This window comes from Streptomyces sp. NPDC026673 (assembly GCF_040638135.1).
Classification (GTDB): Bacteria; Actinomycetota; Actinomycetes; order Streptomycetales; family Streptomycetaceae; genus Actinacidiphila.
Genome location: NZ_JBEZXR010000040.1, coordinates 25,862 through 51,213 on the forward strand (window position 1 = coordinate 25,862; position 25,352 = coordinate 51,213).

General features: G+C 72.2%; 20 protein-coding genes and 1 tRNA gene. 7 read left to right on the forward strand and 14 right to left on the reverse strand.

Features of this window, described 5'->3' with window-relative positions; all coding sequences use genetic code 11:
* Nucleotides 1-69: 69 nt before the first annotated feature.
* The 3 genes from uvrB to AB0F62_RS25290 all read right to left on the reverse strand — a co-directional run bounded on the left by uvrB (nucleotide 70) and on the right by AB0F62_RS25290 (nucleotide 5,002).
* On the reverse strand, nucleotides 70-2,166 hold the full coding sequence (uvrB, locus tag AB0F62_RS25280) for an excinuclease ABC subunit UvrB (RefSeq protein WP_361803348.1): 2,097 nt from the start codon (nucleotides 2,164-2,166) through the stop codon (nucleotides 70-72).
* A 220-nt stretch (nucleotides 2,167-2,386) separates the two neighbouring features.
* A complete protein-coding gene (locus tag AB0F62_RS25285; protein ID WP_361803351.1) occupies nucleotides 2,387-4,561 on the reverse strand; it encodes a bifunctional polysaccharide deacetylase/glycosyltransferase family 2 protein in 2,175 nt (724 codons plus the stop codon).
* Nucleotides 4,562-4,567: 6 nt separating this feature from the next.
* On the reverse strand, nucleotides 4,568-5,002 hold the full coding sequence (locus AB0F62_RS25290; protein ID WP_361803354.1) for a hypothetical protein: 435 nt from the start codon (nucleotides 5,000-5,002) through the stop codon (nucleotides 4,568-4,570).
* Nucleotides 5,003-5,295: 293 nt separating this feature from the next.
* Between AB0F62_RS25290 and AB0F62_RS25295 the strand changes: the two genes are divergently transcribed.
* Nucleotides 5,296-6,333, forward strand: coding sequence for a chitinase (locus AB0F62_RS25295; RefSeq protein ID WP_361803357.1), 1,038 nt, complete (start codon nucleotides 5,296-5,298; stop codon nucleotides 6,331-6,333).
* Here AB0F62_RS25295 and AB0F62_RS25300 read toward each other — a convergent pair.
* Nucleotides 6,298-7,068 (reverse strand): MHYT domain-containing protein, encoded by a 771-nt coding sequence (locus AB0F62_RS25300; RefSeq protein ID WP_361803360.1) that lies wholly within the window; start codon nucleotides 7,066-7,068, stop codon nucleotides 6,298-6,300. The two genes, AB0F62_RS25295 and AB0F62_RS25300, sit on opposite strands and share 36 nt — an antisense overlap.
* 192 nt (nucleotides 7,069-7,260) lie before the next feature.
* The gene (locus tag AB0F62_RS25305; RefSeq protein WP_361803363.1) at nucleotides 7,261-8,199 is read right to left on the reverse strand and encodes a hypothetical protein; all 939 of its coding nucleotides are present in this window, start codon (nucleotides 8,197-8,199) and stop codon (nucleotides 7,261-7,263) included.
* A gap of 169 nt (nucleotides 8,200-8,368) precedes the next feature.
* On the opposite strand from AB0F62_RS25305, the gene AB0F62_RS25310 reads away from it, so the two are divergent.
* Nucleotides 8,369-8,947 carry a methylated-DNA--[protein]-cysteine S-methyltransferase gene (locus AB0F62_RS25310; RefSeq protein ID WP_361803366.1) on the forward strand — a complete coding sequence of 193 codons (579 nt, stop codon included), beginning with the start codon at nucleotides 8,369-8,371 and terminating at the stop codon, nucleotides 8,945-8,947.
* 113 nt (nucleotides 8,948-9,060) lie between these two features.
* Nucleotides 9,061-9,903, forward strand: coding sequence for an N-formylglutamate amidohydrolase (locus AB0F62_RS25315; RefSeq protein WP_361803369.1), 843 nt, complete (start codon nucleotides 9,061-9,063; stop codon nucleotides 9,901-9,903).
* Here the strand turns inward: AB0F62_RS25315 and AB0F62_RS25320 are convergent.
* The 6 genes from AB0F62_RS25320 to rpsA all read right to left on the reverse strand — a co-directional run bounded on the left by AB0F62_RS25320 (nucleotide 9,896) and on the right by rpsA (nucleotide 17,946).
* On the reverse strand, nucleotides 9,896-13,102 hold the full coding sequence (locus AB0F62_RS25320; protein WP_361803372.1) for an alpha-N-acetylglucosaminidase: 3,207 nt from the start codon (nucleotides 13,100-13,102) through the stop codon (nucleotides 9,896-9,898). The genes AB0F62_RS25315 and AB0F62_RS25320 overlap by 8 nt on opposite strands.
* A 126-nt stretch (nucleotides 13,103-13,228) precedes the next feature.
* The gene (locus tag AB0F62_RS25325) at nucleotides 13,229-13,597 is read right to left on the reverse strand and encodes a tetratricopeptide repeat protein (RefSeq protein WP_361803375.1); all 369 of its coding nucleotides are present in this window, start codon (nucleotides 13,595-13,597) and stop codon (nucleotides 13,229-13,231) included.
* Nucleotides 13,598-13,689: 92 nt separating this feature from the next.
* On the reverse strand, nucleotides 13,690-14,661 hold the full coding sequence (locus tag AB0F62_RS25330) for a slipin family protein (RefSeq protein WP_361803378.1): 972 nt from the start codon (nucleotides 14,659-14,661) through the stop codon (nucleotides 13,690-13,692).
* 64 nt (nucleotides 14,662-14,725) lie between these two features.
* Entirely contained in the window at nucleotides 14,726-15,328 is a 603-nt protein-coding gene (gene coaE / locus AB0F62_RS25335) for a dephospho-CoA kinase (RefSeq protein ID WP_361803381.1), read from the reverse strand.
* Between the two features lie 41 nt (nucleotides 15,329-15,369).
* On the reverse strand, nucleotides 15,370-16,305 hold the full coding sequence (locus AB0F62_RS25340; RefSeq protein WP_361803384.1) for a PAC2 family protein: 936 nt from the start codon (nucleotides 16,303-16,305) through the stop codon (nucleotides 15,370-15,372).
* 150 nt (nucleotides 16,306-16,455) lie between these two features.
* Complete coding sequence (rpsA, locus tag AB0F62_RS25345) at nucleotides 16,456-17,946, reverse strand: 30S ribosomal protein S1 (RefSeq protein WP_361803387.1); 1,491 nt, start codon at nucleotides 17,944-17,946, stop codon at nucleotides 16,456-16,458.
* 304 nt (nucleotides 17,947-18,250) lie between these two features.
* On the opposite strand from rpsA, the gene AB0F62_RS25350 reads away from it, so the two are divergent.
* Together AB0F62_RS25350 and hrpB are read left to right on the forward strand one after the other, a co-directional pair.
* Nucleotides 18,251-19,102 carry a class I SAM-dependent methyltransferase gene (locus AB0F62_RS25350; RefSeq protein ID WP_361803390.1) on the forward strand — a complete coding sequence of 284 codons (852 nt, stop codon included), beginning with the start codon at nucleotides 18,251-18,253 and terminating at the stop codon, nucleotides 19,100-19,102.
* Entirely contained in the window at nucleotides 19,099-21,678 is a 2,580-nt protein-coding gene (hrpB, locus tag AB0F62_RS25355) for an ATP-dependent helicase HrpB (protein WP_361803393.1), read from the forward strand. The genes AB0F62_RS25350 and hrpB overlap by 4 nt, the downstream gene beginning before the upstream one ends.
* On the opposite strand, the gene AB0F62_RS25360 is transcribed toward hrpB, so the two are convergent.
* Nucleotides 21,647-22,384: a hypothetical protein gene (locus AB0F62_RS25360; RefSeq protein ID WP_361803396.1), complete on the reverse strand. Its 738-nt coding sequence runs from the start codon at nucleotides 22,382-22,384 to the stop codon at nucleotides 21,647-21,649. The two genes, hrpB and AB0F62_RS25360, sit on opposite strands and share 32 nt — an antisense overlap.
* A gap of 110 nt (nucleotides 22,385-22,494) precedes the next feature.
* A tRNA-Leu gene (locus tag AB0F62_RS25365) sits at nucleotides 22,495-22,567 on the reverse strand.
* 99 nt (nucleotides 22,568-22,666) lie between these two features.
* Here AB0F62_RS25365 and AB0F62_RS25370 point away from each other — a divergent pair.
* Nucleotides 22,667-23,293 (forward strand): response regulator, encoded by a 627-nt coding sequence (locus AB0F62_RS25370; RefSeq protein ID WP_326576929.1) that lies wholly within the window; start codon nucleotides 22,667-22,669, stop codon nucleotides 23,291-23,293.
* A gap of 23 nt (nucleotides 23,294-23,316) precedes the next feature.
* Here the strand turns inward: AB0F62_RS25370 and AB0F62_RS25375 are convergent, their stop codons facing one another.
* Nucleotides 23,317-23,712 (reverse strand): hypothetical protein, encoded by a 396-nt coding sequence (locus AB0F62_RS25375; RefSeq protein WP_361803399.1) that lies wholly within the window; start codon nucleotides 23,710-23,712, stop codon nucleotides 23,317-23,319.
* 445 nt (nucleotides 23,713-24,157) lie between these two features.
* Here AB0F62_RS25375 and AB0F62_RS25380 point away from each other — a divergent pair, with 445 nt between their 5' ends.
* Complete coding sequence (locus tag AB0F62_RS25380; protein WP_361803402.1) at nucleotides 24,158-25,294, forward strand: branched-chain amino acid ABC transporter substrate-binding protein; 1,137 nt, start codon at nucleotides 24,158-24,160, stop codon at nucleotides 25,292-25,294.
* Nucleotides 25,295-25,352: the final 58 nt, after the last annotated feature.

Genomic DNA, 25,352 nt, shown 5'->3' on the forward strand with positions numbered 1-25,352 from the left:
TCCGCACCCTATGGGGAGACGCACGGGTAGGGCACCGTGGTTCGGCAAGAGATTCGACAGCCGGTACGGTCAGGCCACGCCTGCCTCCCTCATCTGCCGCAGCTCCTTCTTCAACTCGCCGACCTCGTCGCGCAGCCGGGCGGCGACCTCGAACTGCAGATCCGCGGCGGCGGCGTGCATCTGGTCGGTCAGCTCGCCGATGAGCTCGGCCAGTTCGGCGGCGGGCAGGCTCTTGGCGGCCCGCTTCTCCCCCGCCTTCGCGGACAGGCCCGGCACCGGCGCCTTGCCCCGCGAGCGCTGGCGGCCCGAGCCCAGCAGCTCCTCGGTGTCGGCGTCCTCGCGGGCGAAGGAGTCCAGGATGCCGGCGATCTTCTTCCGCAGCGGCTGCGGGTCGATGCCCCGCTCCTCGTTGTAGGCGATCTGCTTGGCCCGGCGCCGGTTCGTCTCGTCGATGGCCTTCTCCATCGCCGGGGTGATCTTGTCGGCGTACATGTGGACCTGGCCGGAGACGTTGCGCGCCGCGCGGCCGATCGTCTGGATCAGGGAGGTCCCGGAGCGCAGGAAGCCCTCCTTGTCGGCGTCGAGGATGGCGACCAGCGACACCTCGGGCAGGTCCAGGCCCTCGCGGAGCAGGTTGATGCCGACCAGGACGTCGAACTCGCCGGCCCGCAGCTCGTTGAGCAGCTCCACTCGGCGCAGGGTGTCGATGTCGCTGTGCAGATACCGCACCTGGATGCCGAGTTCCAGCATGTAGTCGGTGAGGTCCTCGGACATCTTCTTGGTGAGGGTGGTGACCAGGACGCGTTCGTCGCGCTCGGCGCGCACCCGGATCTCGTGCACCAGGTCGTCGATCTGCCCCTTGGTGGGCTTGACGATCACCTCGGGGTCGACCAGGCCGGTCGGGCGGATGATCTGCTCGACGACACCGTCGCCCCGGGAGAGCTCGTACTTGCCGGGGGTGGCCGACAGGTAGACCGTCTGACCGACCCGCCCCAGGAACTCCTCCCACTTCAGCGGCCGGTTGTCGAGGGCGGAGGGCAGCCGGAAGCCGTGGTCGACCAGGGTGCGCTTGCGGGAGGCGTCGCCCTCGTACATGGCGCCGATCTGGGGCACGGTGACGTGCGACTCGTCGATGACGAGGAGGAAGTCCTCGGGGAAGTAGTCGATGAGGGTGTCGGGCGCGGAACCCGCCTCGCGGCCGTCGATGTGCCGCGAGTAGTTCTCGATGCCGGAGCAGGTGCCGATCTGCCGCATCATCTCGATGTCGTACGTGGTGCGCATCCGCAGCCGCTGGGCCTCGAGCAGCTTGCCCTGCTTCTCCATGACCGCGAGCTGCTCACCGAGCTCCTTCTCGATGCCGGCGATGGCGCGCTCCATGCGCTCGGGGCCGGCGACGTAGTGGGTGGCGGGGAAGACGTACAGCTGCTGGTCGTCGGTGATGATCTCGCCGGTGAGCGGGTGCAGCGTGTAGAGGGCCTCGATCTCGTCGCCGAACATCTCGATGCGGACGGCGAGCTCCTCGTAGACCGGGAAGATCTCGATGGTGTCGCCGCGCACCCGGAAGGTGCCCCGCGTGAACGCCACGTCGTTGCGCGCGTACTGAATGTCGACGAACCTGCGCAGCAGGGCGTCCCGGTCGATCTCGTCGCCGACCTTGAGCCGCACCATGCGGTCGATGTACTCCTGGGGCGTGCCCAGGCCGTAGATGCAGGACACCGAGGCGACCACGACGACGTCGCGACGGGTCAGCAGCGAGTTGGTGGTGGAGTGGCGGAGCCGCTCGACCTCCTCGTTGATCGAGGAGTCCTTCTCGATGTAGGTGTCCGTCTGCGGGACGTACGCCTCGGGCTGGTAGTAGTCGTAGTACGACACGAAGTACTCGACCGCGTTGTTCGGCAGCAGCTCGCGGAACTCGTTCGCCAGCTGGGCGGCCAGGGTCTTGTTGGGCGCCATGACCAGGGTCGGGCGCTGCAGCCGTTCGATCATCCAGGCCGTGGTCGCCGACTTGCCGGTGCCCGTGGCGCCGAGCAGGACGACATCGTTCTCGGCCGCGCGGATGCGCCGCTCGAGCTCGTCGATGGCGGCCGGCTGGTCGCCGCTGGGCTGGTAGGGGCTGACGACCTCGAAGGGCGCCACACTGCGTTCGATGTCTGATACGGGCCGCATGGGTCAACGGTACGACCCCCCACTGACAACCGGTCCCGGAGCGGCCCGGGGCGGCGGCCGCGGCGCGGGCCGGGCGGCGGGGGCGTCCGCCGGGACGACGGAGTGAAGCCGGCCGGCGGCGGGGCGTGAGCCGGCCCGGGGACGCCCGGCCGGACGCGGACGCGGACGCGGGTCCAGACGGACGTGTGCCCGGGCGGACGCGGTCACCGGACGGACGCGGTCACCGGGCGGCCCGTGCGGGCGCCTGCGGGGAACCGACCTCGCCGGTGCGCTCGAGCTTCTGCCAGCGCAGCCGGCCACCGGTCAGGGCTGTCACGCAGGAGTGGATCAGCACGAGGTACATCAGCTGGCGGTAGACGATCTGCTGCAGCGGCAGCATCAGCAGGTAGCGGTATCTCTCGCGGTCCAGGCGGAAGGCGTAGGCCGCGCACAGCAGCTGCGCGGAGAGCAGCGCGGTCCACGCGAGGACCGACTTCACCGGGTCGACGAAGACGGCGCCGTAGAGGGTGAGGAGGTCGATCAGCGGCGCGAAGACCGGCGTGACGATCTGGAAGAGCACCACCAGCGGCATGCCGACCCGGCCGAAGCGTCCCGAGGGCCCGCGGTCCACGAGTGAGCGCCGGTGCTTCCACAGCGCCTGCATGGTGCCGTAGCTCCAGCGGTAGCGCTGCCGCCACAGCTGGCCGATGCTGCCGGGCGCCTCGGTCCAGGCGCGGGCGTTCTCGGCGTACACGACGCGCCATCCCGCGCGCTGCAACGCGATGGTGACGTCGGTGTCCTCGGCGAGGGTGTCGCCGCTCATGCCCCCGGCCTCGAGCAGGGCGGTGCGCCGGAAGCCGCCCGCGGCGCCGGGGACGGTGGGCATGCAGCCCAGAACGTCGTACATGCGGCGGTCGAGGTTGAATCCCATGACGTACTCGATGTGCTGCCAGGCGCCGATCACCGTGGTGCGGTTGCCGACCTTGGCGTTGCCCGCGACGGCTCCGACAGAGGGGTCGGCGAAGGGCTGGACGAGCCGGTGCACGGTGGCGGGTTCGAAGACGGTGTCGCCGTCCATCATCACGAGCAGTTCGTGACGGGCCTGTTCGACGCCGTGGTTGAGTGCGGCGGGCTTGCCCGCGTTCTCCTGGCGCACGACGCGCACCTGGGGCAGGCCCATCGCCTCGACGATGTCGGCGGTGCCGTCGGTCGAGCCGTCGTCCACGACGATGATCTCCACGGGGTGCGTGCTCGCCGCGAGCGAGCCGACCGTGTTGGCGATGCACTCCTTCTCGTTGTACGCGGGCACGATGACGCTGACCGGCTCGGTGACCCGCGGCCCCCAGCTGAAGCGGCGGTTCCCGCGGAGCCGGGCGTGCCGGCGGGCGAGGACGAGCATCATGGCGAGGCGCGCCAGGACGGCGGCGCCGACCACGACAAGCAGCCAGAACAGGACGGGCATGGTGAACTCGGCGAGGGCCACGGCCCAGATGAGGGCGCGGCCCTGCCACAACTCGGCACCGCGGGCCCGGTGGTTGGCGGTCGTCGCCCCGAGGCTCGCGGTCAGCGTGGTGAAGGTGTAGCCCTTCGCCTTCATGGTGTCGATGTACGTGCCCAGGGCTTCCACGGTCTGCGAGCGGTCGCCCCCGGCGTCGTGGAAGAGCACGGAGGCGCCCCTGCCGTTCTCCGGAGTGGCGTCGCGGATGATCCTGGCGACGCCGGGGCGTCGCCAGTCCTCGCTGTCGGTGTCGACGAAGGCGCTGATGTACCCCTTGGTGCCGAGGTACCGGTAGACGGGCCAGGTGGTGTCGTCGATGGCGTCGGGTTCGGAGGAGTAGGGGGCGCGGAAGAGCGAGGTGGTGATGCCCGCGGCACCGGCGAGGGCGAGTTGGGTCTGGGCGAGCTCCCGGTCGATCCGTGCCCTGCTCTGGTACGACAGGTCGACGTGGGAGAAGGTGTGGACGCCGATCTCGCTGCCGGAGTCGACGATGTCGCGGATCAACGCCGGGTGGCGGGCGGCCATCTGGCCCACGACGAAGAAGGTGCCCGGCACTTGGTGCGCGCGCAGCACGGCGAGCACCTTCGCGGTCCACCGGGGATCCGGCCCGTCGTCGAAGGTGAGCGCGATCGTCCTGGGGGGCAGGGTGTGGCTGACGGGTTCGCCGTCGGGTGCGAAGGTGAGGACGGGGCCGCCTTCGAGGACGGAGGCCGGCACGTCGCCGGAGCCCCCGGACTCGTGGACGCGGCCGTCGTTGCCGATCTCGGAGTGCAGATAGCCGTCCAGCAGCATCACGCACACCAACACGAAGAGTCCCAGCACGGCCATGACGACACGGGGTCTGGGCACGGCCTGCCTGCCGGCCGAGGCCACCCTGGTGATCGTGCCGGGCGCCGCGTGCCGTCCCGTGCGCGCCATGTCCGCTCAGTCGTCCCAGCCGTCGCCGGGGTCCGTGGCGTCGCCCGGGGGGAACGCCGGGGCGTCCGGTGCGGGCGTCGCCGGGACGGACGCCGGAACGCTGGGGGTGGCGGCGGGCGTACGGGGGGCCGTGGGCCGCGGGGAGGCACTGGGGGTCGCCGTGGCCTGGGCCGCGCCCGCACCGGTGGACGGGGTCCCGGAGGGTGCCGCGCCCTCGCCGGTGGCGGAGGGGGTGACCTCGGTGTCGGCGGCGCGGCGCGGAACGGCGGGAACCCGGACCGCCGGAGGGGTCGTGGGAGCGGCGGCCGAAGCACTCGCGGCCGGTCGCACGGCGTGCCCGCGTCCGCCGCCCGCCTCGGCCCGCACCGAAGCGCCGGCCGGGACGTCGGCGCCCGGAATCAGGGTCTGGGGCGCGAACGGAGTGCCTCCCGCGAAAGCCATGCCCAAGAGCGCGGCATATCCCGCGCAAGCCGCCCCCACAGCCAGTCCGGCACGCCGGATAATGCGCGCACGGCGGCCCGAGGCGTCGACGAATACGGGCCCGTCTTCCGTGGACCGCCTAGGGGGACACGCCCTTCGGGAGATGGGATGCATGGGCGGAATGCTAGCAGCAATTCCACTCGAAGAATTCCCGGTATATGTTCGAGAATGGCGTCACCAGCGAGCCTCACGGGCCTTTCGGGAATTTTCCGGAAGTGCGATCCGAAATTCCCGGGGCGGATAGTCTCTCCGTCATGAAGAGCCGCACGGCACAGCTGATCACCGGACTCGTGGCGGTCGCCATCGCCGCCACGACCGCCTCGCTCCTCACCGGACCCGCGCCCGCCGGTCCCCCGGCGCCCCGCCCGTCCGAGGGGCGGCAACGCCCGGCCGAAGTGGCCTTCACACCGTATGTGGACGCCTCGCACTCCACCGCGTACGACATGGCGGGCACGGCCCGCGGGACCGGGGCCGACGGATTCACCCTCGGGTTCGTCACGGCGCGCGGCAGCTGCGCCCCCACCTGGGACGGCCGGGACGGCATCGCCCACCAGGACCTGACGGCCCGGATCACCGCGCTGCGGGCCACGGGCCGCGACGTGCGGATCTCGTTCGGCGGCGCCGACGGCACGGAGCTCGCCGGCGCCTGCGACGACGTCGGCGAACTGACCTCCGCCTACGCCGATGTGATTGACCGTTACCGACTGACCCGGGTCGACTTCGACGTCGAGGGGGACGACCTCACGGACGTCGACGCCAACACCCGCCGGGCGCGCGCCGTCGCCGGCCTCCAGCGGGAGGCGCGGCGGGAGGGCCGGACGCTGTCGGTCTCCTTCACCCTGCCCGTGATGCCGTCCGGGCTGACCGCCGAGGCGTCGGCGCTGCTCGCGGACGCCCGGCGCCAAGGAGTGCGTGTCGACGCGGTCAACATCATGGCGATGGACTACGGCGAGGCGTACACCGGCGGCATGGGCGGATACGCGATCCAGGCGGCGACCGCGGCGCACGGGCAGCTCAAGGAGCTGCTGGGACTGTCCGGCACGGCGGCCTGGCGGTCCCTCGTGGTGACCCCCATGATCGGGGTGAACGACATCGAGGGCGAGGTCTTCACCGTGCGGGACGCGACCGTGCTGGCCGCCTTCGCCCGCGACAAGGGGCTCGGCGGCCTGTCCATGTGGTCGGTGAACCGTGACCACCCCTGCGAAGACGGCACCAAGGGCGCGGTCCTGACCCTCTGCAGCGGTGTCGACCAGACGTCACTGGCGTTCGCGCGGGCGCTCGCCAGGGCGTGAGGGGCGGGCCGCACGGGAGGGGCGCGTGGTGCGGCGGCCCCGGACGGGCACGGGCTCCGGGAAGGCGTCGGGGACGGGCGGGTCGAGCGCCACGACGACCACCGCGAGGAAGAGGAAGACCACCGGGCCGATCAGCACCGGGGCGAGGAGCGCGACGGGACCCGCCCCGTTCGAGCCCTCCCGGGCGCTGCTGTGCAGGTGCACCGTCAGCGCCGCCATGCCGGTGTAGTGCGCCGCGGTGATGGTGAAGCCCAGAAGGACGCCGGCGAGCGCGCCTGCGTACCTGCGCCTGACGGAGACCGCGCACCACAAGGCGACGACGGCGCCCGCCACCGCGACGGCGACGGACATCCCCACCGTGGACGGCGCGTGCTCCAGGTCGCCCCGCAGCCGCAGGCCCCGCATGCCCGTGTAGTGCATCGCGGCGATGGCGAGTCCCGTGAAGCAGCCGCCGGTCAGCACCGCGGGCACCGTGCGTCCGAGGAAACCGACGGCGAACACCCCGACGGCGGCGACCGCGATGGCGACCAGCAGGCTCGCGAAGGTGACGAGCGTGTCGTACGCGATCCGCACCTCGCCGATGGTGAAGCCCATCATGGCGATGACGTGCAGGGTCCAGACGCCGGAACCGATGGCCGCGGCCCCGAGCGCGAGCCAGCCGGCCCGTCGCGAAGGGTGCACGGCAAGGGCCCGGGTGATGCAGCGCAGCCCCAGGGCGGCGCCTAAGCAGGCCATCAGGAAACCCCCGAGAGGGGTCGCCCATCCATAGGTGAATCCGTCGACCGTTCCATATGTGCCGTTCACGGCACCCTCCCCTTGCCGTCCCGGTCCCCCGCTCTCTCCGCCCCCGCGGTGACACAGGCTAGGGTCGTCCGCGAGTCCCGCGTGGGCTCCTCATGGCGACTTCATCGCGCGGACATCCGTGCGTCACATGGCCCCGGGCAGCGCGGTGATGCGCTCCAGCGGGCCGTACGGCCCGGCCGCCAGAGCGCCGCGCAGGGCGGCGACGACCTCCGCGGGACTGCGGGTGAGCGCGGCGGGCGCGACCCGCACCACCCGGAGCCCCAGCGACTCCAGCCGGCCGCGCCCCGTTCCCGGGCCGAGGTCCAGCACGAGGCCGTCGCGCACCCAGTATGCGTCGGGCGATCCCAGGAAGGCGCCGTCGAGTTGGAGCGTGGGACGCCACAGCGGCTGCCGCAGCCCCGACCTGGCGACCAGCGCGCGGGCCAGCGGTGTGGCGGAGGCGGCCCGGGGGCCGGGGTCCAGCGCGCCCAGCAGGGCGGCCACGGCCGGACGCCGGGCCAGCACGGCGCCGCCCAGTTCCGCGGTGAGCGCGGGGGCGGGCACCCCGAGCGCCGTGACCAGTTCACGGACCACCTCCAGGGCCCACTCGGGATCGACGGACTCCCGTACGCCGTCGGCCGCCGCGCGCACCACCGGTGCCACCGGCACGCCGTCGACGGCGTCGGGCGCGGGGAGCCCGCGGCCGTGGTGGACCCGCACCCAGGTGTGGGTGCGGATGCGGCGCTCACTGGGCACCAGCACGTCCACCACCGGGAGCCCGCACGGCGGGACGGCCACGGCGACACCGTGCAGCGCGAGCCCGGCCGCACCGGTGATCATTGCGGGGACCTGCGGGAACCCGGCGAAGGCCAGCGCCGCCCTGGACCGCTGCGCGGCCGTGAGCGGACCGGGCTGGAGGACGACCACCCGGGGCAGCGGCCGCTGCCACCGCCCGCCGGGACGGCACCACTCGCGCATGCGGCTCTGCGGCACGCCCGCCGCGGAGAGCTGGGCGACGGTGGCGACCCGGTCCTGCTCACGCGAGAGCCGGCGGACGGCGGCGGTGAAGTCGTTTCGCGTCATGCGCGCCCCATCCCCCGCGCGACCGATCAACTACCGCTTGTGACAGACCTGTCGAGAACGGCCACCCTCCCGGGTGGTGTGGGGTGCCGCGGGTTGCCGTCGCCGCACCGGGACCCGGGCGGGCCGCCACCGGGACCGGCTGTCGGTGCCCCGCCCTAGGCTGGGAACCGTGACGTATCCGCAGACCCCTTCCGCCGAGGTGGCCTGGACGGTGCTCGAGGCACCGATCGGGCCGCTGCTGCTCGCCGCGACCGGACAGGGCCTGGTCCATGTCGCCTTCCGGATCGGGGAGGAGGCGGCCCCCGCCGCGCTGGAGCGGATCTGCTCCCGACTGGGTGCCGCGCCGGTGCGCCGGCCGGGCCCGGCGAGCCCCGCCGGGGCCCGGCTGGACGAGGCGATACGCCAACTGGAGGCGTACTTCGCCGGAACGCGGCACGCCTTCGACCTCGACCTGGACTGGTCGCTCACGACGGGCTTCAACCGCCGTGTGCTGCGCGAGCTGTCCGCGGGCGTCCCGTACGGCAGCGTGGTCGGCTACCAGGACCTGGCGAACCGGGTCGGCGAACCGGGGGCGGCCCGGGCGGTCGGGGTCGCCATGGGTGCCAACCCGCTGCCGGTCGTCGTCCCGTGCCACCGGGTGCTGGAGAGCGACGGGGGGATCGGCGGCTTCGGCGGGGGCCTGCGCATGCTCGACATCAAGCGCTCGCTGCTGGCCCTGGAGGGCGTCCTGCCGGAGCCGCTGTTCTGACGGGGCGTCCACGCAGTTGCCGGGGCGGACCGCGTCGTCCGATGTCCGCCGGATCGTCCGATCACGGCCGCGCACAGGGTGAGGTATCCGGCCGCGGCCTCCAGGGGGAAGCCATGACTTTTCACATCACCGAGGGCGCCCCGGACTCATCGGTCCTGCTCCATGTGCCGCACAGCTCCCGCGTCGTGCCCGGGCACGTTCGCGAGCGCATCCTCCTCGACGACGCCGGACTGGCCGCCGAGCTGGACCACATGACGGACTCCCACACGGACCTGATCGCCGCGCACGCCGCCGCGCGCACCGAGGCGTGGCAGTTCACCAACCGCCTGTCGCGGCTGGTCGTCGACCCGGAGCGGTTCCCGGACGAACGGGAGGAGATGAGGGCCGTCGGCATGGGCGCCGTCTACACGCGCACCTCGCACGGGGCGCCGCTGCGACAGGACGACCCCCGGCACGAACGGACCCTGCTGGAGGCCTACTTCGAGCCGTATGCGGCCGCCATGACCGCGGCCGTGCAGGACCGCCTCGAGGCCACCGGGCGGGCGGTCGTCATCGACGTCCACTCCTACCCCGGCGCACCGCTCCCCTACGAACTGCACGGCGACGGGCCCCGGCCCGCCGTGTGCCTGGGCACGGACGCCTTCCACACCCCGCCCTGGCTGCTCGAGGCCGCCCGTGACGCCTTCGCGCCGTGCGGCGAGGTCGGTCTCGACTCGCCGTTCGCCGGCACCTATGTGCCGTTGAAGCACTACGGCGCGGTCCGCGAGGTGTCGGCCCTCATGGTCGAGATCCGCAGGGACCGCTACATGACCGAGCCCGGCGGCGCCCCCACCGCGGGACTGGGCCCGATCGCCGACGCACTGGCCGCTCTCGTCACGGCCGTGGGCGCGCACCGCGGCAGGAGCGGAAGCGGAAGCGCCGACGACGGCGGGAGCGGGGCCGACGGTCTCAGGTGACCCGGAAGCCGGTGAACTCCACCAGGCCCCGGTCCCCCGTACCGCCGTTGCCCGCGGTCATGAAGATGCCGGCGTCCTGGGTCCGGGCGGCCGCCGGAACGGTCACCGTGGCGACCTTCCGCCAGGTCGTCCCGTCGTCGGTGCTGCACTCCCCGGTGTACCGCCGGCCCCGGCGGCGCAGCCGCAGCAGCACCGGGGCGCGCACCCCGGCGGCCCGCCGGTAGCGGTTCAAGCGGCCGCCGCCGTCGGAGTCGTAGGACAGCGTCACCCCGTGCCCGGGCGTCACCGCCAGGTTCAGGAAGCCCGGGGCGGCCGGATCGGCGAGGTCGTCACGGACGACGATGCCCGCCCGCGCCCATTCCGCGGTCTTCGCCTGGGTGTCGACCCTGGTGGTGACCGTCCCGCCGTCCCGCAGCCCGCCGGGCCGGAAGACGGCGGCGAACTCGGCCGTGCCCTTCCACAGATCGCGCCCGGCACCGTCGATGGCGAAGCGGTCGCCGAGTTGCCCGAAGACCGCGCCGGCGCCGTTCACGGTGCGGTACACGCGGTCCAGCACGCCGGCGACGTACAGGTTCCCCGCGGCGACCGCGGGCACCCGCGCGCCGCCCGGAACCGGCTCGTAGGCGGCACGGGCCTCGTACGGCACCGGCGACAGCGGCCGCTCGGGGCGCGCCTCGGGCGCGGTGACGCGCCAGGTCGCACGGCCCGCGCCGGCGGCCGCCACGCGCGGCAGCGACAGCGGTCCGCGCGGCACGGCCCGCACCCCGTCCGCGGTCAGGGAGAAGCCGACCGTGCCCGTGGGGGCCAGCCCGTTGGTGTTGGCGAACTCCGCGGTGACCAGGGCCCGGCCGCCGGGCTCCAGCGTCGCGGGTTCCGCGGTCACCGTCAGCGTGCCCTGGTACGGGGCGGCGGCCAGGATGCCGTAGGCCCGTCGCGCCAGCGCGTGCGGGTCCCCGGTGGGCCGGATGGGATAGCGCCCGCCGCGTACGGTCCAGGGCTTTTCCGCGCGGTACCAGTCGATGGGCCGCGGTGCGCGGCGGGTGCCGAGCGCGGTCGCGCACTCGTCCAGGAACGTCCGCCAGCGCGGCAGGTAGAAGTCCGCGATCAGCCCGTTCCAGTCCCGGTTGGCGTACTCGTGCAGGGACACCGATGTCGCGCGCCCGCCCCAGGTCGTCACCAGGACCCGGGCCGTGCGCTCCAGCTCCGCGCGCCGCCCGTCGGTGTCCCCCCACTCCCGCGCCTCCGCGAGCCACGGCCCGAGCAGGAACGCCCGGTGGCCGCCCGCGACCTCGTCGGCCAGCCGCATCAGCCGCAGCCACAGGTCGGACAGCTCCCGGAAGACAGCGGTGTCGCCGCGACCATAGGCGGCGCGCAGCTGAGGCAGGAGCTGCCGGCTGCGGTTGGCGACGGCCTGCCGGGCGACGTCGATGAGGTCGTAGCGGTAGGCGTCGCGCTCACGCGCCCCGGCGGACACCGCCAGCAGGGCGGCGAACGCCGTGTCGAAGGCGGCGGGATCGTAGGTGAGGGCGTTCGGCGCGTACACGCTCGCGGAGTCCGCGGTCAGCGAGGGGCGCGCGGCGAAGAGGCTGTCGTGGGCGTCGGCACGCTCCAGCGCGTCGTGCCGGTAGGCGGTGCGGCGCAGTGCCTGCCAGGCGACGCGGGCCTGGCCGTCCTCGGTGCCGTACCGCGACCGCGCATAGGTGTCGAACCAGGACGGCAGGTCCACCCGCTGCTCGTGCCAGGGCAGTTCGCAGAACAGCTCGAAGGCGGCCGGATCGCGCTCGGCGGCCTCCGGGAGGTAGCAGACGCCCGCCAGGGCGCTGCCGGGCTTGTCCCGCCAGGAGAAGAAGCGGTCCGTCCACACGTGGGTCTTGGCGCCGATCGTGGTGCGGCCGCCGAAGTTGGGGATGGAGCCGAAGGTGTAGGGGGTGCCCGCCCAGTCGCGTTCGCGGTCGGTGACCGAGGCGAACCGGTCGGACACGCCGTCCACGACGAGCATCCGCTCCTTGTCGACGGCGGCCAGCAGATCGGCTCGCGGGTTCTTCTCCCAGCCGAGGATCACCCAGGTGGCCCGGGGATGCGCGGCGCGCAATGCCGCCTGCACACCGCGGGCCGCCGCGGCCACCGGCACGTCACCCGCGGTGCCGCCCTCGTGCAGCAGGTCCATCTTGAAGTACGCCGCCTCGCCGAACAGCTTCCTCTGGTGCCGGTAGAACGAGGCGGCCACGGCGGCGAAGACGTCGGTACGGGGGTCGAGCCAGTCGGGGCGCGCGAATCCGTGCCAGGTGCCCTGCGGGACCACGCGCGCCCCCGGGTTGCGCCGGGCGAAGCCGTCCGGGACGGTGCCGAAGTAGCCGGGCAGCACCGGGGCCATGCCCAGTTCCCGCAGCCGCGCGGTGATCCTGCGGCCCAGCGCGGCACGGGCGTCGACGATGCCCCCGCTCAACGGGCCGCCGTACCCCGAGAGGTTCTGCAGCAGCCACCACGGCTGGTGGGACGGCGCCGGCAGCCAGGCCAGGGCCTCCTTGTCGGAGTAGCCGAACTCGCGCAGCACGCGCCGGTACACGGCCTCGGCGCCCGCGACCACCAGCACCTCGTTGCAGCCGTGCAGCGCCAGGACGTCGATGAAGCGCTCCCAGCGCCGCCAGTCGGCGTACGGTGCGGTGTAGCCGTCGTTGGTGTCGTTGAGGACGAGGCGGTGCGGCACCGTGGCGGCCCGGGCGATGCCCCCGGAGGGTGGCGCCGGCAGGGTCGCGGGCAGCGCGTCCAGGCTGTCGCCCACCCAGGACACGCCGACCCCGCACACGTGTTTCAGATACCAGCGCACACCGCACAGGAGTGTGGCCGGGGAGGTCGCGGCCACCTCGATCCGGCCCCGTGAGCCGCCGATCCGGAAGCGGTCGGACCCGTCCCGGTCCTTGACGCCGCCGCCACCGCCGCCACCGCCGCCACCGCCGCCACCGCCGCCACCGCCGCCACGGCCATCCCCGTCGCCCCGCCCCTCCGCGACGAGCCGGAACTGCCCCGCGTGCCGCGGCAACAGCCGTCCCAGCGCGGCACGGGCGGGAGCCGCCTCAAAGCGGCCGGCGTCAACGGGCGTGGCCGCCACCGTCGCACCCGCCACCGCCGTCGGGAAGACCGCACCCGCCGCGGTCGCGGCGGCGGAACCCAGCACCATCCGCCTGGTCACTCGAGTCACGGTCGGCTCCCGACAGTTGAGGCAGCGCCAGAACACGTGCCTCGGAACCGTAACGGGAGGGACGATACGGATCAATGTGACGCGAGGGATGTTCGCCGCAAAAGAGGGCGAACTCCCCACTCTGGCTCACGCCGAGTCGGGGAAGCGGGCCGCCTGCAGATAGTCCGGCTTGGGGTCGAGCGCCGCCGCCAGCCGGAAGTGCCGCAACGCCTCGCCGGAGCGGCCGGACCGCTCCAGGGTGCGGCCGAGGACGAAGTGCGCGTACGCGTTGTCCGGCTCGCGCTCCAGGACGATCTGGAACTCCAGCTCCGCGGGGCGCAGCTGCGCGGAGAGGAAGAACGCCCGCGCGCGCAGCAGCCGCGCCGCCGTGTTCTCCGGGTGGGCGGCTATCACCGAGTCCAGCAGCTTGACCGCCCCGCGGGCATCGCGCGCCGCCAGCAGCTGCTCCGCCGCGCGGAAGTCGATGACGTGGTTCTCGGGGCTCTGCTCGGGCACAGCCGCCTCCTTCCCCGGGCACTCAATGGGTCACAACTACCCAACATCACCACCCGCATATGCATTCCCCCCGGGGAACGGCGGGCGGACGCTCAGGCGTCCTCGCCGGCCGGCCGGCGCTCCGCCGGCACCGCGGACCCGATCGGGTCGTCCTTCGCCGCCTCCAGGGCAGCCGGCGCCACACCGCCGCCGGCCTCCGCGACGGGTTCGGCGGCAGGTGCCGGGACCGGAACCGCCGCCGGTGCCGAAGCCGGAGCCGGAGCCGGAGCCGGAGCCGCCTCGGGCTGCGGCCGGTCGCCCCCGGCCGCCCGCTCGAAGAACCGCAGCATCTCCACCGGGAACGGCATGACCAGCGTCGAGTTCTTCTCCGCGGCCACCTCCACGACCGTCTGCAGCAGCCGCAGCTGCATCGCGGAAGGCGTCGCGTCCATCGTGGACGCCGCCTGAGCGAGCTTCTGCGAGGCCTGCAGCTCGCCGTCGGCGGTGATGATGCGAGCCCGGCGCTCGCGGTCGGCCTCGGCCTGCCGCGCCATCGACCGCTTCATCGACTCCGGCAGGGCGACGTCCTTGATCTCCACCCGGTCGATGTGGATGCCCCAGTCGACCGCCGGGGTGGCCAGCAGCAGTTCCAGGCCCTCGTGGATCGCCTCGCGCCCCGACAGCAGGTCGTCCAGCTCGCTCTTGCCGATCACCGAGCGAAGCGAGGTCTGCGCCACCTGCAACATCGCGAACTGGTAGTTCTGCACGTGCACCGTGGCCTTGATCGGATCGATGACCCGGAAGTACAGCACCGCGTCCACCCGTACCGAGACGTTGTCCCGGGTGATGCCCTCCTGCGAGGGCACCGGCATGGTCACCACCTGCATGTTGACCTTGGTCATACGGTCCATGAGCGGCACCAGCAGACGCGGCCCCGGCTGCTTGGCCTGTGGCCGCACCCGTCCGAAGCGGTAGACCACACCCCGCTCGTACTGCTTGATCACCCGGAAACTGCTCTTCAGGCCGCCCAGTCCGAGCACGACTGCGGCAATCCCGATCACGGCCGACACGGCTTCCATCGCCATCCCCCTCATGTCCGCGGCGCAGCGACGCCGCTGTCCCACAGACGCTCACGGAGGGGGCTCCGGATCAATTCTTGACGATCTTTTGACGCAACTGCTCCCACACCTGCCGGACCCGGGGCTCCAGCGCCTCCAGAGGCCCGTCGTTGTCGATCACCACATCGGCGACCGCCAGCCGCTGCTCCCGGGTGGCCTGGGCCGCCATCCGGGAGCGGGCGTCCTCCTCGGTCATGCCGCGCAGCCGCACCAGCCGGTCCAGCTGGGTCTCGGGAGCGGCGTCCACCACCACGACCAGGTCGTACAACGGCGCCAGGCCGTTCTCCGCCAGCAACGGCACGTCGTGCACGACGACCGCGTCCGGGCCGGCGGCCTGCTCCAGCGCCGCGGAGCGGTCGCGCACCAGCGGGTGGACGATCGCGTTCAGCGCCCGCAGCCGCTCGGGGTCGGCGAAGACGATCCCGCCCAGCTTCGGCCGGTCCAGAGCGCCCTCGGCGGTCAGCACCCCCTCGCCGAACTCGGCGACCACCGCCGCCAGCCCGGGGGTACCCGGCTCCACCACCTCACGCGCGATCCGGTCCGCGTCGACCAGCACCGCCCCGTACGAGGACAGCAGCCGCGACACCTCGCTCTTGCCCGCCCCGATCCCGCCCGTCAACCCCACTTTGACCATGGCGCGAGACTACCCGCGCCCCCGCACCCGGACGAGCCGGGTCAGGAGCCGTCGTCCTCGCGGTCGGCCAGGAACCGTTCGAACTCCGCCGCCAGGTCGTCCGCCGACGGCAGCTCGACCGGTTCGGCGATCAGGTTCTCCCGGTTGCTGCCGCCCGCCAGCGCGTCGTACTGGTTCTCCAGGCCCTGCACGACCGAGACCAGCTCGGCGTCGCCCTCCTCGACCTGCCGGTCGATCTCGGCGCGCACCGTGTGCGCCTCCATCCGCAGCGCGTGCGCCACCTGCGGCAGCACCAGTCCGGTGGCGGCCGTCAGCGTCTCCACCACGGCCAGCGCGGAGTCCGGGTAACCCGAACGCGCCAGGTAGTGGGGCACATGGGCGGCCACGCCCAGCACATCACGGCCCGCCTCCGCCAGCCGGAACTCGACCAGCGACTCCGCGCTGCCCGGCACCTGCGCCTCGTCGAACCAGCTGCGATGCCCCGGCACCAGGTCAAGCCGGTTGCCGTGCGGCGTCAGCCCCACCGGACGCGTGTGCGGAACGCCCATGGGAATCCCGTGGAAATTGATCGCCAGCCGCACCCCCAGCCGCTCCACGATCTGCACCACCGCCGCGGCGAAACGCTCCCACTCGATGTCCGGCTCCTGGCCCGACAGCAACAGGAACGGGCTGCCCGTACTGTCACGGAGCAGCCGCAACACGATCTCCGGCGCCTCGTACTCCGTCCAGCGGTCCCGCTTGAAGGTCATCAGCGGACGGCGCGCGCGGTAGTCCACCAGGCGGTCGGCGTCGAAACGCGCCACCACCCGGTGCTCCTGCCGCTCCAGCAGCTCCTCGACGACCTGCGAGCCGGTCTCCCCGGCGTCGATGTACCCCTCGAAGTGGTACAGCAGCACCGGTCCGGTCTCACCGAACGCCTCGTCGACCGCCTCTGCCCCGCCCGGCTCGTATGCGTACAGCCCCTGCGGATCCAGCACTGCGCACCCTTCTTTCTCTCCTGATCAACTCTCTGTGCAACGGGCCGCACAGCCCGCGCATTCCCGCCCGGACCCGGCAACGCGGAAGGACCCGCCCTCCGGGGGAGAGCGGGTCCTTCCGTGGTGCGTGGGCGATCAGCCGCCCTGCGATCAGCTCTGGCCGCCGGCCAGCTTCTCGCGGAGCGCGGCAAGCGCCTCGTCCGACGCGAGAGCGCCGGACTGGTCGCCGGACTCCGAGGAGTACGAGCCACCGGTCGGGCCGGCCGGAGCCGCCTCGCCGGCCTGGGCCGCAGCCTCGGCGTCCGCCTCGCGGGACTTGATGACCTGCGCCTGGTGCTGCTCGAACCGCGACTGCGCCTCGGCGTACTGGTGCTCCCACGCCTCGCGCTGGGTCTCGTAGCCCTCGAGCCAGTCGTTGGCCTCGGGGTCGAAGCCCTCGGGGTAGATGTAGTTGCCCTGGTCGTCGTAGGACGCGGCCATGCCGTACAGGGTCGGGTCGAACTCCACCGAGGCCGGGTCGGCACCGAAGGACTCGTTGGCCTGCTTCAGCGAGAGGCTGATGCGACGGCGCTCGAGGTCGATGTCGATGACCTTGACGAAGATCTCGTCGTTGACCTGGACGACCTGCTCCGGGATCTCCACGTGGCGCTCGGCCAGCTCGGAGATGTGGACCAGACCCTCGATGCCCTCGTCCACGCGGACGAACGCACCGAACGGCACCAGCTTGGTGACCTTGCCGGGGACGACCTGGCCGATCTGGTGGGTGCGGGCGAACTGCTGCCACGGGTCTTCCTGGGTCGCCTTCAGCGACAGGGAGACACGCTCGCGGTCCATGTCGACGTCCAGGACCTCGACCGTGACCTCCTGGCCGACCTCGACGACCTCGGAGGGGTGGTCGATGTGCTTCCAGGACAGCTCGGACACGTGCACCAGGCCGTCCACGCCACCCAGGTCCACGAAGGCACCGAAGTTGACGATGGAGGAGACGACGCCGGAGCGCACCTGACCCTTCTGGAGGGTGGTGAGGAAGGTCTGGCGGACCTCGCTCTGGGTCTGCTCCAGCCAGGCGCGACGGGACAGGACCACGTTGTTGCGGTTCTTGTCCAGCTCGATGATCTTGGCCTCGAGCTCCTTGCCGACGTACGGCTGGAGGTCGCGGACGCGACGCATCTCGACCAGGGAGGCGGGAAGGAAGCCGCGGAGGCCGATGTCGAGGATGAGACCACCCTTGACGACCTCGATGACGGTACCGGTGACGATGCCGTCCTCTTCCTTGATCTTCTCGATCGTGCCCCAGGCGCGCTCGTACTGGGCGCGCTTCTTGGACAGGATCAGGCGACCCTCCTTGTCCTCCTTCTGGAGGACCAGGGCCTCGATCTCGTCGCCCACGGCGACGACCTCGTTGGGGTCGACGTCGTGCTTGATCGAAAGCTCGCGCGAGGGGATGACACCCTCGGTCTTGTAACCGATGTCGAGCAGGACCTCGTCCCGGTCGACCTTCACGATGACGCCGTCGACGATGTCGCCGTCGTTGAAGTACTTGATCGTCTCGTCGATCGCGGCGAGGAAGGCTTCCTCGGAACCGATGTCGTTGACCGCCACCTGCGGGGTGGTACGAGGGGCCTCGGTGCTGCTCGTCATTAGGAAAAGGGCTCCGGTACGGACATGAAGTCGTAGGTACTGCTACGCCGAGAGCCCGTTTCGCTCCTGCCGATTCCGGACAGCCCACAAGGCCGAGAGGTTTACAACAGATGTGAGCGCAGCCTGCTCCGTCCGAGGCGCGCAGGCCCGCAGCGCAACTTGTAGCATACGGGGGCAGCCGGGCACGGTCAATGCGCGAAGAGCACACCACGGGCTTAACACCCCGTACCGGGCACTGGCACATAGACGTGCTGCGGCGACACCGCAGCCACAGGTCACCACAGAGGGTACGACGACCACCGCGATGATCCAAGCACCGGCCCCCCGGCCCGCCCCCGAAGAACCCGAGGCCACGCGCCGTGTCGCAGACGACACGGAGAGCAGCCGAGCCAACCGCGGATGGTGGGACCGCAACGCCGACGAGTACCAGAGCGACCACGGAGAGTTCCTCGGCGACACCGAATTCGTATGGGGCCCGGAAGGAGCAACGGAGGACGAACTCCACCTCCTCGGACCCGCCGCGGACCTCCGGGGCGCCGCCGTCCTCGAGATCGGCGCCGGCGCCGCCCAGTGCTCCCGCTGGCTCGCCGCCCGCGGAGCCCGGCCGGTCGCCCTCGACCTCTCCCACCGCCAGCTCCAGCACGCCCGCCGCATCGACGACGCACACGACGCGAACACGGCACTCCCCCCGTTCGCCCTCGTCCAGGCCGACGCCGGCGCCCTCCCCTTCGCCGACGCCTCCTTCGACCACGCCTGCTCCGCCTACGGCGCCCTGCCCTTCATCGCCGACACCGCCCACGTCATGCACGAGGTCCGGCGCGTCCTGCGCCCCGGCGGCCGCTGGGTCTTCTCCGTCACCCACCCCATCCGTTGGGCCTTCCCCGACGAACCCGGCCCCGAAGGACTCACCGCCTCCGCCTCCTACTTCGACCGCACCCCCTACGTCGAACAGGACGACACCGGACACGCCGTCTACGTCGAACACCACCGCACCCTCGGCGACCGCGTCCGCGAACTCGCCGCCGCCGGCTTCCGCCTCACCGACCTCGTCGAACCCGAATGGCCCACCTGGAACACCGAGGAATGGGGCGGCTGGTCCCCGCTGCGCGGCCGGATCATCCCCGGCACGGCGATCTTCGTCTGCGTCGCGGCATGACCCGCGGCCCCGCGGCCGACCGCGAGGACGCCCTCGCCGCACTCCCCGTACGCACCGCCCTGCCCGCCCTCCACGACGCCCTCGACCGGCACGGATGCGCCGTGCTCGCCGCCCCGCCCGGCACCGGCAAGACCACCCTCGTCCCACTCGCCCTGGCCGGACTCCTCGACGACGGCCCCACCCGGAACGTCCTCGTCGCCGAACCCCGCCGCATGGCCGCCAAGGCCGCCGCCCGCCGCATGGCCTGGCTCCTGGGCGAGGAGACCGGCGGCCGCGTCGGCCACACCGTGCGCGGCGACCGCAAGGTCTCCCCCGGCACCGTCGTCGAGGTCGTCACCACCGGCGTCCTCCTCCAGCGACTCCAACGCGACCAGGAGCTCCCCGGCACCACCACCGTCCTGCTCGACGAGTGCCACGAACGCCACCTCGACGCCGACACCGCCATGGCCTTCCTGCTCGACGTACGCACCGCCCTCCGCCCCGACCTGCGCATCGTCGCCGCCTCCGCCACCACCGACGCCGACGCCTGGTCCCGCCTGCTCGGCGACGCGCCCGTCGTCCACGCCCAAGGCCGACTCCATCCCGTCGCCGTCACCCACGCACCCCCGCCGGGCGGCATCCGGCCGCCACACGGCATGCGCGTCGACCCGGCCTTCCTCGACCACGTCGCCGCCACCGTCCGCACCGCGCTGCGCACCGCCGACGGCGACGTCCTGTGCTTCCTCCCCGGCACCGGCGAGATCGCCCGCGTCGCCGGCCTGCTCGGCGGCATCGACGCCGACGTCCTCCAACTCCACGGCCAGGCACCCGCCACCGTCCAGGACGCCGTGCTCCGCGGCGGCGACGGCACCCGGCGCCGCGTCGTCCTCTCCACCTCCGTCGCCGAATCCAGCCTCACCGTCCCCGGCGTACGCGTCGTCGTCGACTCCGGCCTCGCCCGCGAACCCCGCACCGACCACGCCCGCGGACTCGGCTCCCTCACCACCGTCCGGGCCTCCCTCGCCACCGCGACACAGCGCGCCGGCCGCGCCGGACGCGAAGCTCCCGGCACCGCCTACCGCTGCTGGAGCGAAGCCGAGGACGCCGCCCGTCCCCGCTTCCCCTCCCCCGAGATGGCCGTCGCCGACCTCACCCCCTTCGCCCTCCAAGCCGCCGCCTGGGGCGACCCGGAGGCCACCGGACTCGCCCTCCTCGACCCGCCGCCGCCCGGCGCCCTCGCCGCCGCCCGCGACACCCTCACCGCCATCGGCGCCACCCGCCCCGACGGCCGCACCACCGACCGCGGCAGCCGCATGGCCCGCATCGGCCTCCACCCCCGCCTCGCCCGCGCCCTCCTCGACGGCGCCCCCCGCACCGGCACCCGCCGCGCCGCCGACATCGTCGCCCTCATCGCCGAACAGCCCCCGCGCGACTACGGCGACGACCTCACCGCCGCCTGGCGCACCGCCCGTCGCGCCCACGACGCCTACGCCGACCGCTGGCGCCGCGAAACCCGCCGCCTCACCGCCGCGGCCCCCGACCACCCCGCCACCGCCCTCACCGACGACACCGCCGCCGGACTCGTCACCGCCCTCGCCTTCCCCGAACGCGTCGCCCGCCGCCGCGGCACCGGCGCCGGCAGCGGCAGCAGTGGCGGCAACAGCGGCACCGGCTATCTCATGGCCTCCGGCACCGCCGCCGAACTCGCCGACGGCACCCGCCTCGGCACCCCCGAATGGCTCGCCGTCGCCGTCGCCGACCGCCCCACCGGCTCCCCCTCCGCACGCGTACGGCTCGCCGCCGTCATCGACGAGGACACCGCCCGCACCGCCACCGCGCCCCTGCTCACCGAGACCGACGAGGTCACCTGGACCGACGGCGACATCACCGCCCACCACGCCGTACGCCTCGGCGCGATCGGCCTCACCAGCCGCCCCCTCGCCGACCCCGACCCCGCACTGCTGCGCTCCGCCCTCCTCGACGGCCTCCGCCGCGAAGGACCGCGCCTGCTCAAGTGGACCCGCGACGCCGACACCCTGCGGCAGCGCCTCGCCTTCCTCCACCGCGAACTCGGCGCCCCCTGGCCCGACGTCTCCGACGAGGCCCTGCTCGCCCGCGCGGACGACTGGCTCGCCCCCGAACTCGCCACCGCCCGCCGCCGCGCCGACCTCGCCCGCGTCGACGCCGCCACCGCCCTGAACCGCATCCTGCCCTGGGCCACCGGCGACGCCGCCCGCCTCGACGAACTCGCCCCCGAACGCGTCGAGATACCCTCCGGCTCCAAGGTCCGCGTGACCTACGACGACGAGCGCCCCGTCCTCGCCGCCAAGCTCCAGGAGCTCTTCGGCTGGACCGCCACCCCGCGCATCGCCGGCGGCCGCGTCCCCCTCCTCGTCCACCTGCTCTCCCCCGCGGGACGCCCCGCCGCCGTCACCGCCGACCTGGCCTCCTTCTGGCGCGACGGCTACCGCGCGGTGCGCGCCGAACTGCGCGGCCGCTACCCCAAGCACCCCTGGCCCGAGGACCCCACGACGGCGGTCGCCACCCGGCACACCACCGCGCGGCTCAATGCTTCGGGCCGACGAAGCGGTCCATGAGCGCGACGGACTCCCGGCGGGCCACGGAGATGTTGCAGGCGTTGGCCCGCTTCCACGCGACGCCGAGGGCGTCGAGCGTGTCGGTGCACAGGCGCCGGATGTCCTCGGACCTGTTGGTGAAGAAGTAGCGCGGGTACTCGTACCGCCTGGGCTCACCGGCCACGATCCGCGTGGTGTGGTTGACGACGCGGCTCCCGTCGGAGTGGATCAGCCCGCGCACGAAGTCCCAGGGGTGCTCGTCGACGACGGCCTGCTGCCAGGGCTCCAGAACGATGCGGCGCTCGTGCTTCCGGCCCGGGCCGTGCTGCGGGAAGAGGCACGGCCAGTGGTTGCTGTACGAGGTGACCATGGTGCAGCCCTGCGTGTGGACGCGGCAGACGGCGTTCCCGGGACGGACGGCCCGCACGGCCTCCTCGCAGGCGTCGATCAGGCCGGGCCAGGCATCCCCGCAGGCGATGCGGAGGGCGTAGCCGCCCCGGGGCTGGGGGCTGATGCATCCGTCGCCGAGGTAGAGACCGAGCAGATAGGCGTAGGCGGGGCCCGACGCCCGGCCGGTGCAGGCCCGAACGTCCCGTCCGGGTTCGATCCGGGTGCGCCAGGCGCGGATGGCGGAGCGGGACACCCCGGTCATCCGGCTGACGGAATTGAGGCTGTGACCCCGGGCGACGAGTGCGAGGGTCCGGCGGCGCGTTTCCAGGTCGTACACATGGTCGACTCTGGCGTGATCGTCGCCACGTACGGCCGATTACAAGCGCCGCTCACTCGATCCAGCGAAGATCACCCTGAGTGATAAACGCCTTGAATTTGAAGGCTGTGTACCCCGGGTGGGATTCGAACCCACGCTATATGGTGTTTGAGACCATTGCCTCTACCGCTGGGCTACCGGGGCTTCCTTTGAACCGAAGGCTAGCGTATACCCTCCGTGTCCTAAACATACCGGAGATAGGTAGGCTCTTGGGGCAGCACCTGCCCTGGAACGAGGAGTCCCGTGAGCGCCGCCGAGCCCGTTGACGAGCAGTCGCACGTACCGCCGCAGACCACCCGCGTGGTGATCGCCGAGGACGAGGCTCTGATCAGGCTCGACCTCAAAGAGATGCTCGAGGAGGAGGGCTACTCCGTCGTCGGTGAGGCGGGTGACGGCGAGACGGCCGTGAAGCTCGCCGAGGAGCTCCGGCCCGATCTGGTGATCCTGGACGTGAAGATGCCCGTGCTGGACGGGATCTCCGCGGCGGAGCGGATCGCCAAGGAGAAGATCGCGCCGGTGCTCATGCTGACCGCCTTCTCGCAGCGCGAGCTGGTGGAGCGGGCCCGGGACGCGGGCGCCATGGCCTACCTGGTGAAGCCGTTCAGCAAGAGCGACGTCGTCCCCGCGATCGAGATGGCGGTGTCGCGCTTCACGGAGCTGCGGGCGCTGGAGGAGGAGATCGCGGACCTGAGTCTGCGGCTGGAGACCCGGAAGCTGGTGGACCGGGCGAAGAGCGTTCTGCAGACGAAGTACGGGCTGACGGAGCCGGCGGCGTTCCGCTGGATCCAGAAGACGTCGATGGACCGCCGGATGACGATGCAGGCGGTGGCGCAGGCCGTGCTGGACGAGGTGGACGGCGGCGCCAAGTAGCGCCGGCCGGAGTCGGGAGCGCTTCAGGCCGAGTGGTCGGGCCAGTCGCGTCGTGGCAGAGGGATGTCCTTCGAGGGCATCCCTTTGTCGTTGGTGACGGCGAGCCGGTCGAGGACGGCGTCGCGGGGGATGTCGAACCAGAGGTCGTACTCGGCGCGGTCGTGTGCGCCGATGTCGATCACGAGGGGCTGGCGCTTGATCTGCATGGCCTCCCAGTCCATGGAGTGCCGGGTGCCGTCGGCGAGGACGAGGCGGTGGAGGTCGTTGTCGAGGCGTGCGCTGACGGAGTCGTCGACGATGACGGCGACGCGGATGCGGCAGAGGCGGCCTTTGGCGGGGTGTTCGGCGTGGGTGCCGATGATGACGGCGATGCCGCAACGCAGCGCCAGGGCGCGGAATTCGAGGTTCCCCGGGTGCACGGCGGTTGTGTCGAGGGGGATTTCGAGCTGACGGAGGGGTTGGCCCGCCGCGGCCGGGGAAGGGGTGGGCCATATCGCCGCGGCGGCGACGGCCGCTACCGTGACCCCGGCCAGTGCTCCGGTCAGGGCGGTCACGGCGGGCCGGCGGGCGAGGCGCCGCACAAGTGCGCCAAATCGGACCTTTGATTCCATCTTCACCTCACAGGTCGTCCGGTTACCGGTAAGGACCGTTCTGTTTCCGGCACATGACCCAGGTCACCGTCCGATCACATATCTTCCTACGACCTATCTGTGTGCCTGATCAGCGGATTACATTCCCGCCAACCCGCATGATGTTCACGCGGTCGCAATCCGGAGGGCCTACGGCCCGCCGACTCGTAATCTCATTGAGCGGCTCCAGGGGGTCGTAGTGCTCAACAAGAAGCTCGTCAAGCTTGCTATCCCGATGGCAGTTGGCGCTCTCGCGCTCACCGCGTGCGGTGGCGGCAAGGACGACAACGGCGGTGGCGGCGGCAAGCCGACCTTCTCCATTGGCTTCCAGGGTCCGCTGTCCGGCGACAACAGCGCGCTGGGCATCAACGAGGACAACGGCCTGAAGCTGGCCGTGGAAGAGGCCAACAAGAAGGGCGACCTGCCCTTCACGCTGAAGGTCGTGGACGGTGACGACCAGGGTCTGCCGGACCAGGCGCCCGCCGCTGCCCAGAAGCTCGTCGGCGACAGCAGCGTCGTCGCGGTCGTGGGTCCCGCCTTCTCGGGTCCGACCAAGGCGTCGGGTGGCATCTACGCGCAGGCGCAGCTGGCGGCCGTGACGCCGTCGGCGACGAACCCGGCGCTGACCTCGCTCGGCTTCTCGTCGTTCCTGCGCGGCGCGCCGAACGACAACGAGCAGGGTGCCGGCATGGCCGAGTACCTGACGAAGGCCAAGAAGGCCAAGAAGGTCTTCGTCATCGACGACAAGAGCGAGTACGGCGTCGGCCTCGCCGAGGTCGCGGTCAAGAGCCTGAAGGACGCGGGCGTCACCGTGGTGACGGACAGCGTTCCGGCGAAGACCCCGGACTACACCGCCGCCGCGACCAAGGTCGTCAACGCCAAGGCCGACGCGCTGATCTACGCGGGTTACTACGCCGACCTGGCGCCGTTCGCCAAGAAGCTCGCCGACGGCGGCTTCAAGGGCATCGGCATCTCGGGTGACGGTTCCAACGACGCGAAGTTCGTGGAGCTGGCCGGTGCCGCGGCCAACAACTGGTTCCTGACCTGCCCGTGCACCGACGCGACGAAGAACGAGAGCACCAAGGCGTTCACCGAGGCGTACACCAAGAAGTTCAACACGGCCCCGGGCACCTACTCGGCCGAGTCGTACGACATCGCGAACCTCATCATCTCCGAGATGAAGAAGCTCGGTAAGGACGTCACCCGCGAGAAGCTGCTGGCGGCGCTGAAGGGCGTCAACTACAAGGGTCTGACCAAGGAGTTCGCCTTCGACGACAAGGGCGAGCTGAAGGTCAAGAACGTGTACCTGTACCAGGTCGCCGACGGCAAGATCGGCTACCTGGGTGACGTGGCCACCCTCAGCAACGGCTGATCCGGCAACTGACACCTGAGGTGGGGGGCGTGGGGCGCGGCACGGATTCCGGCCGCCG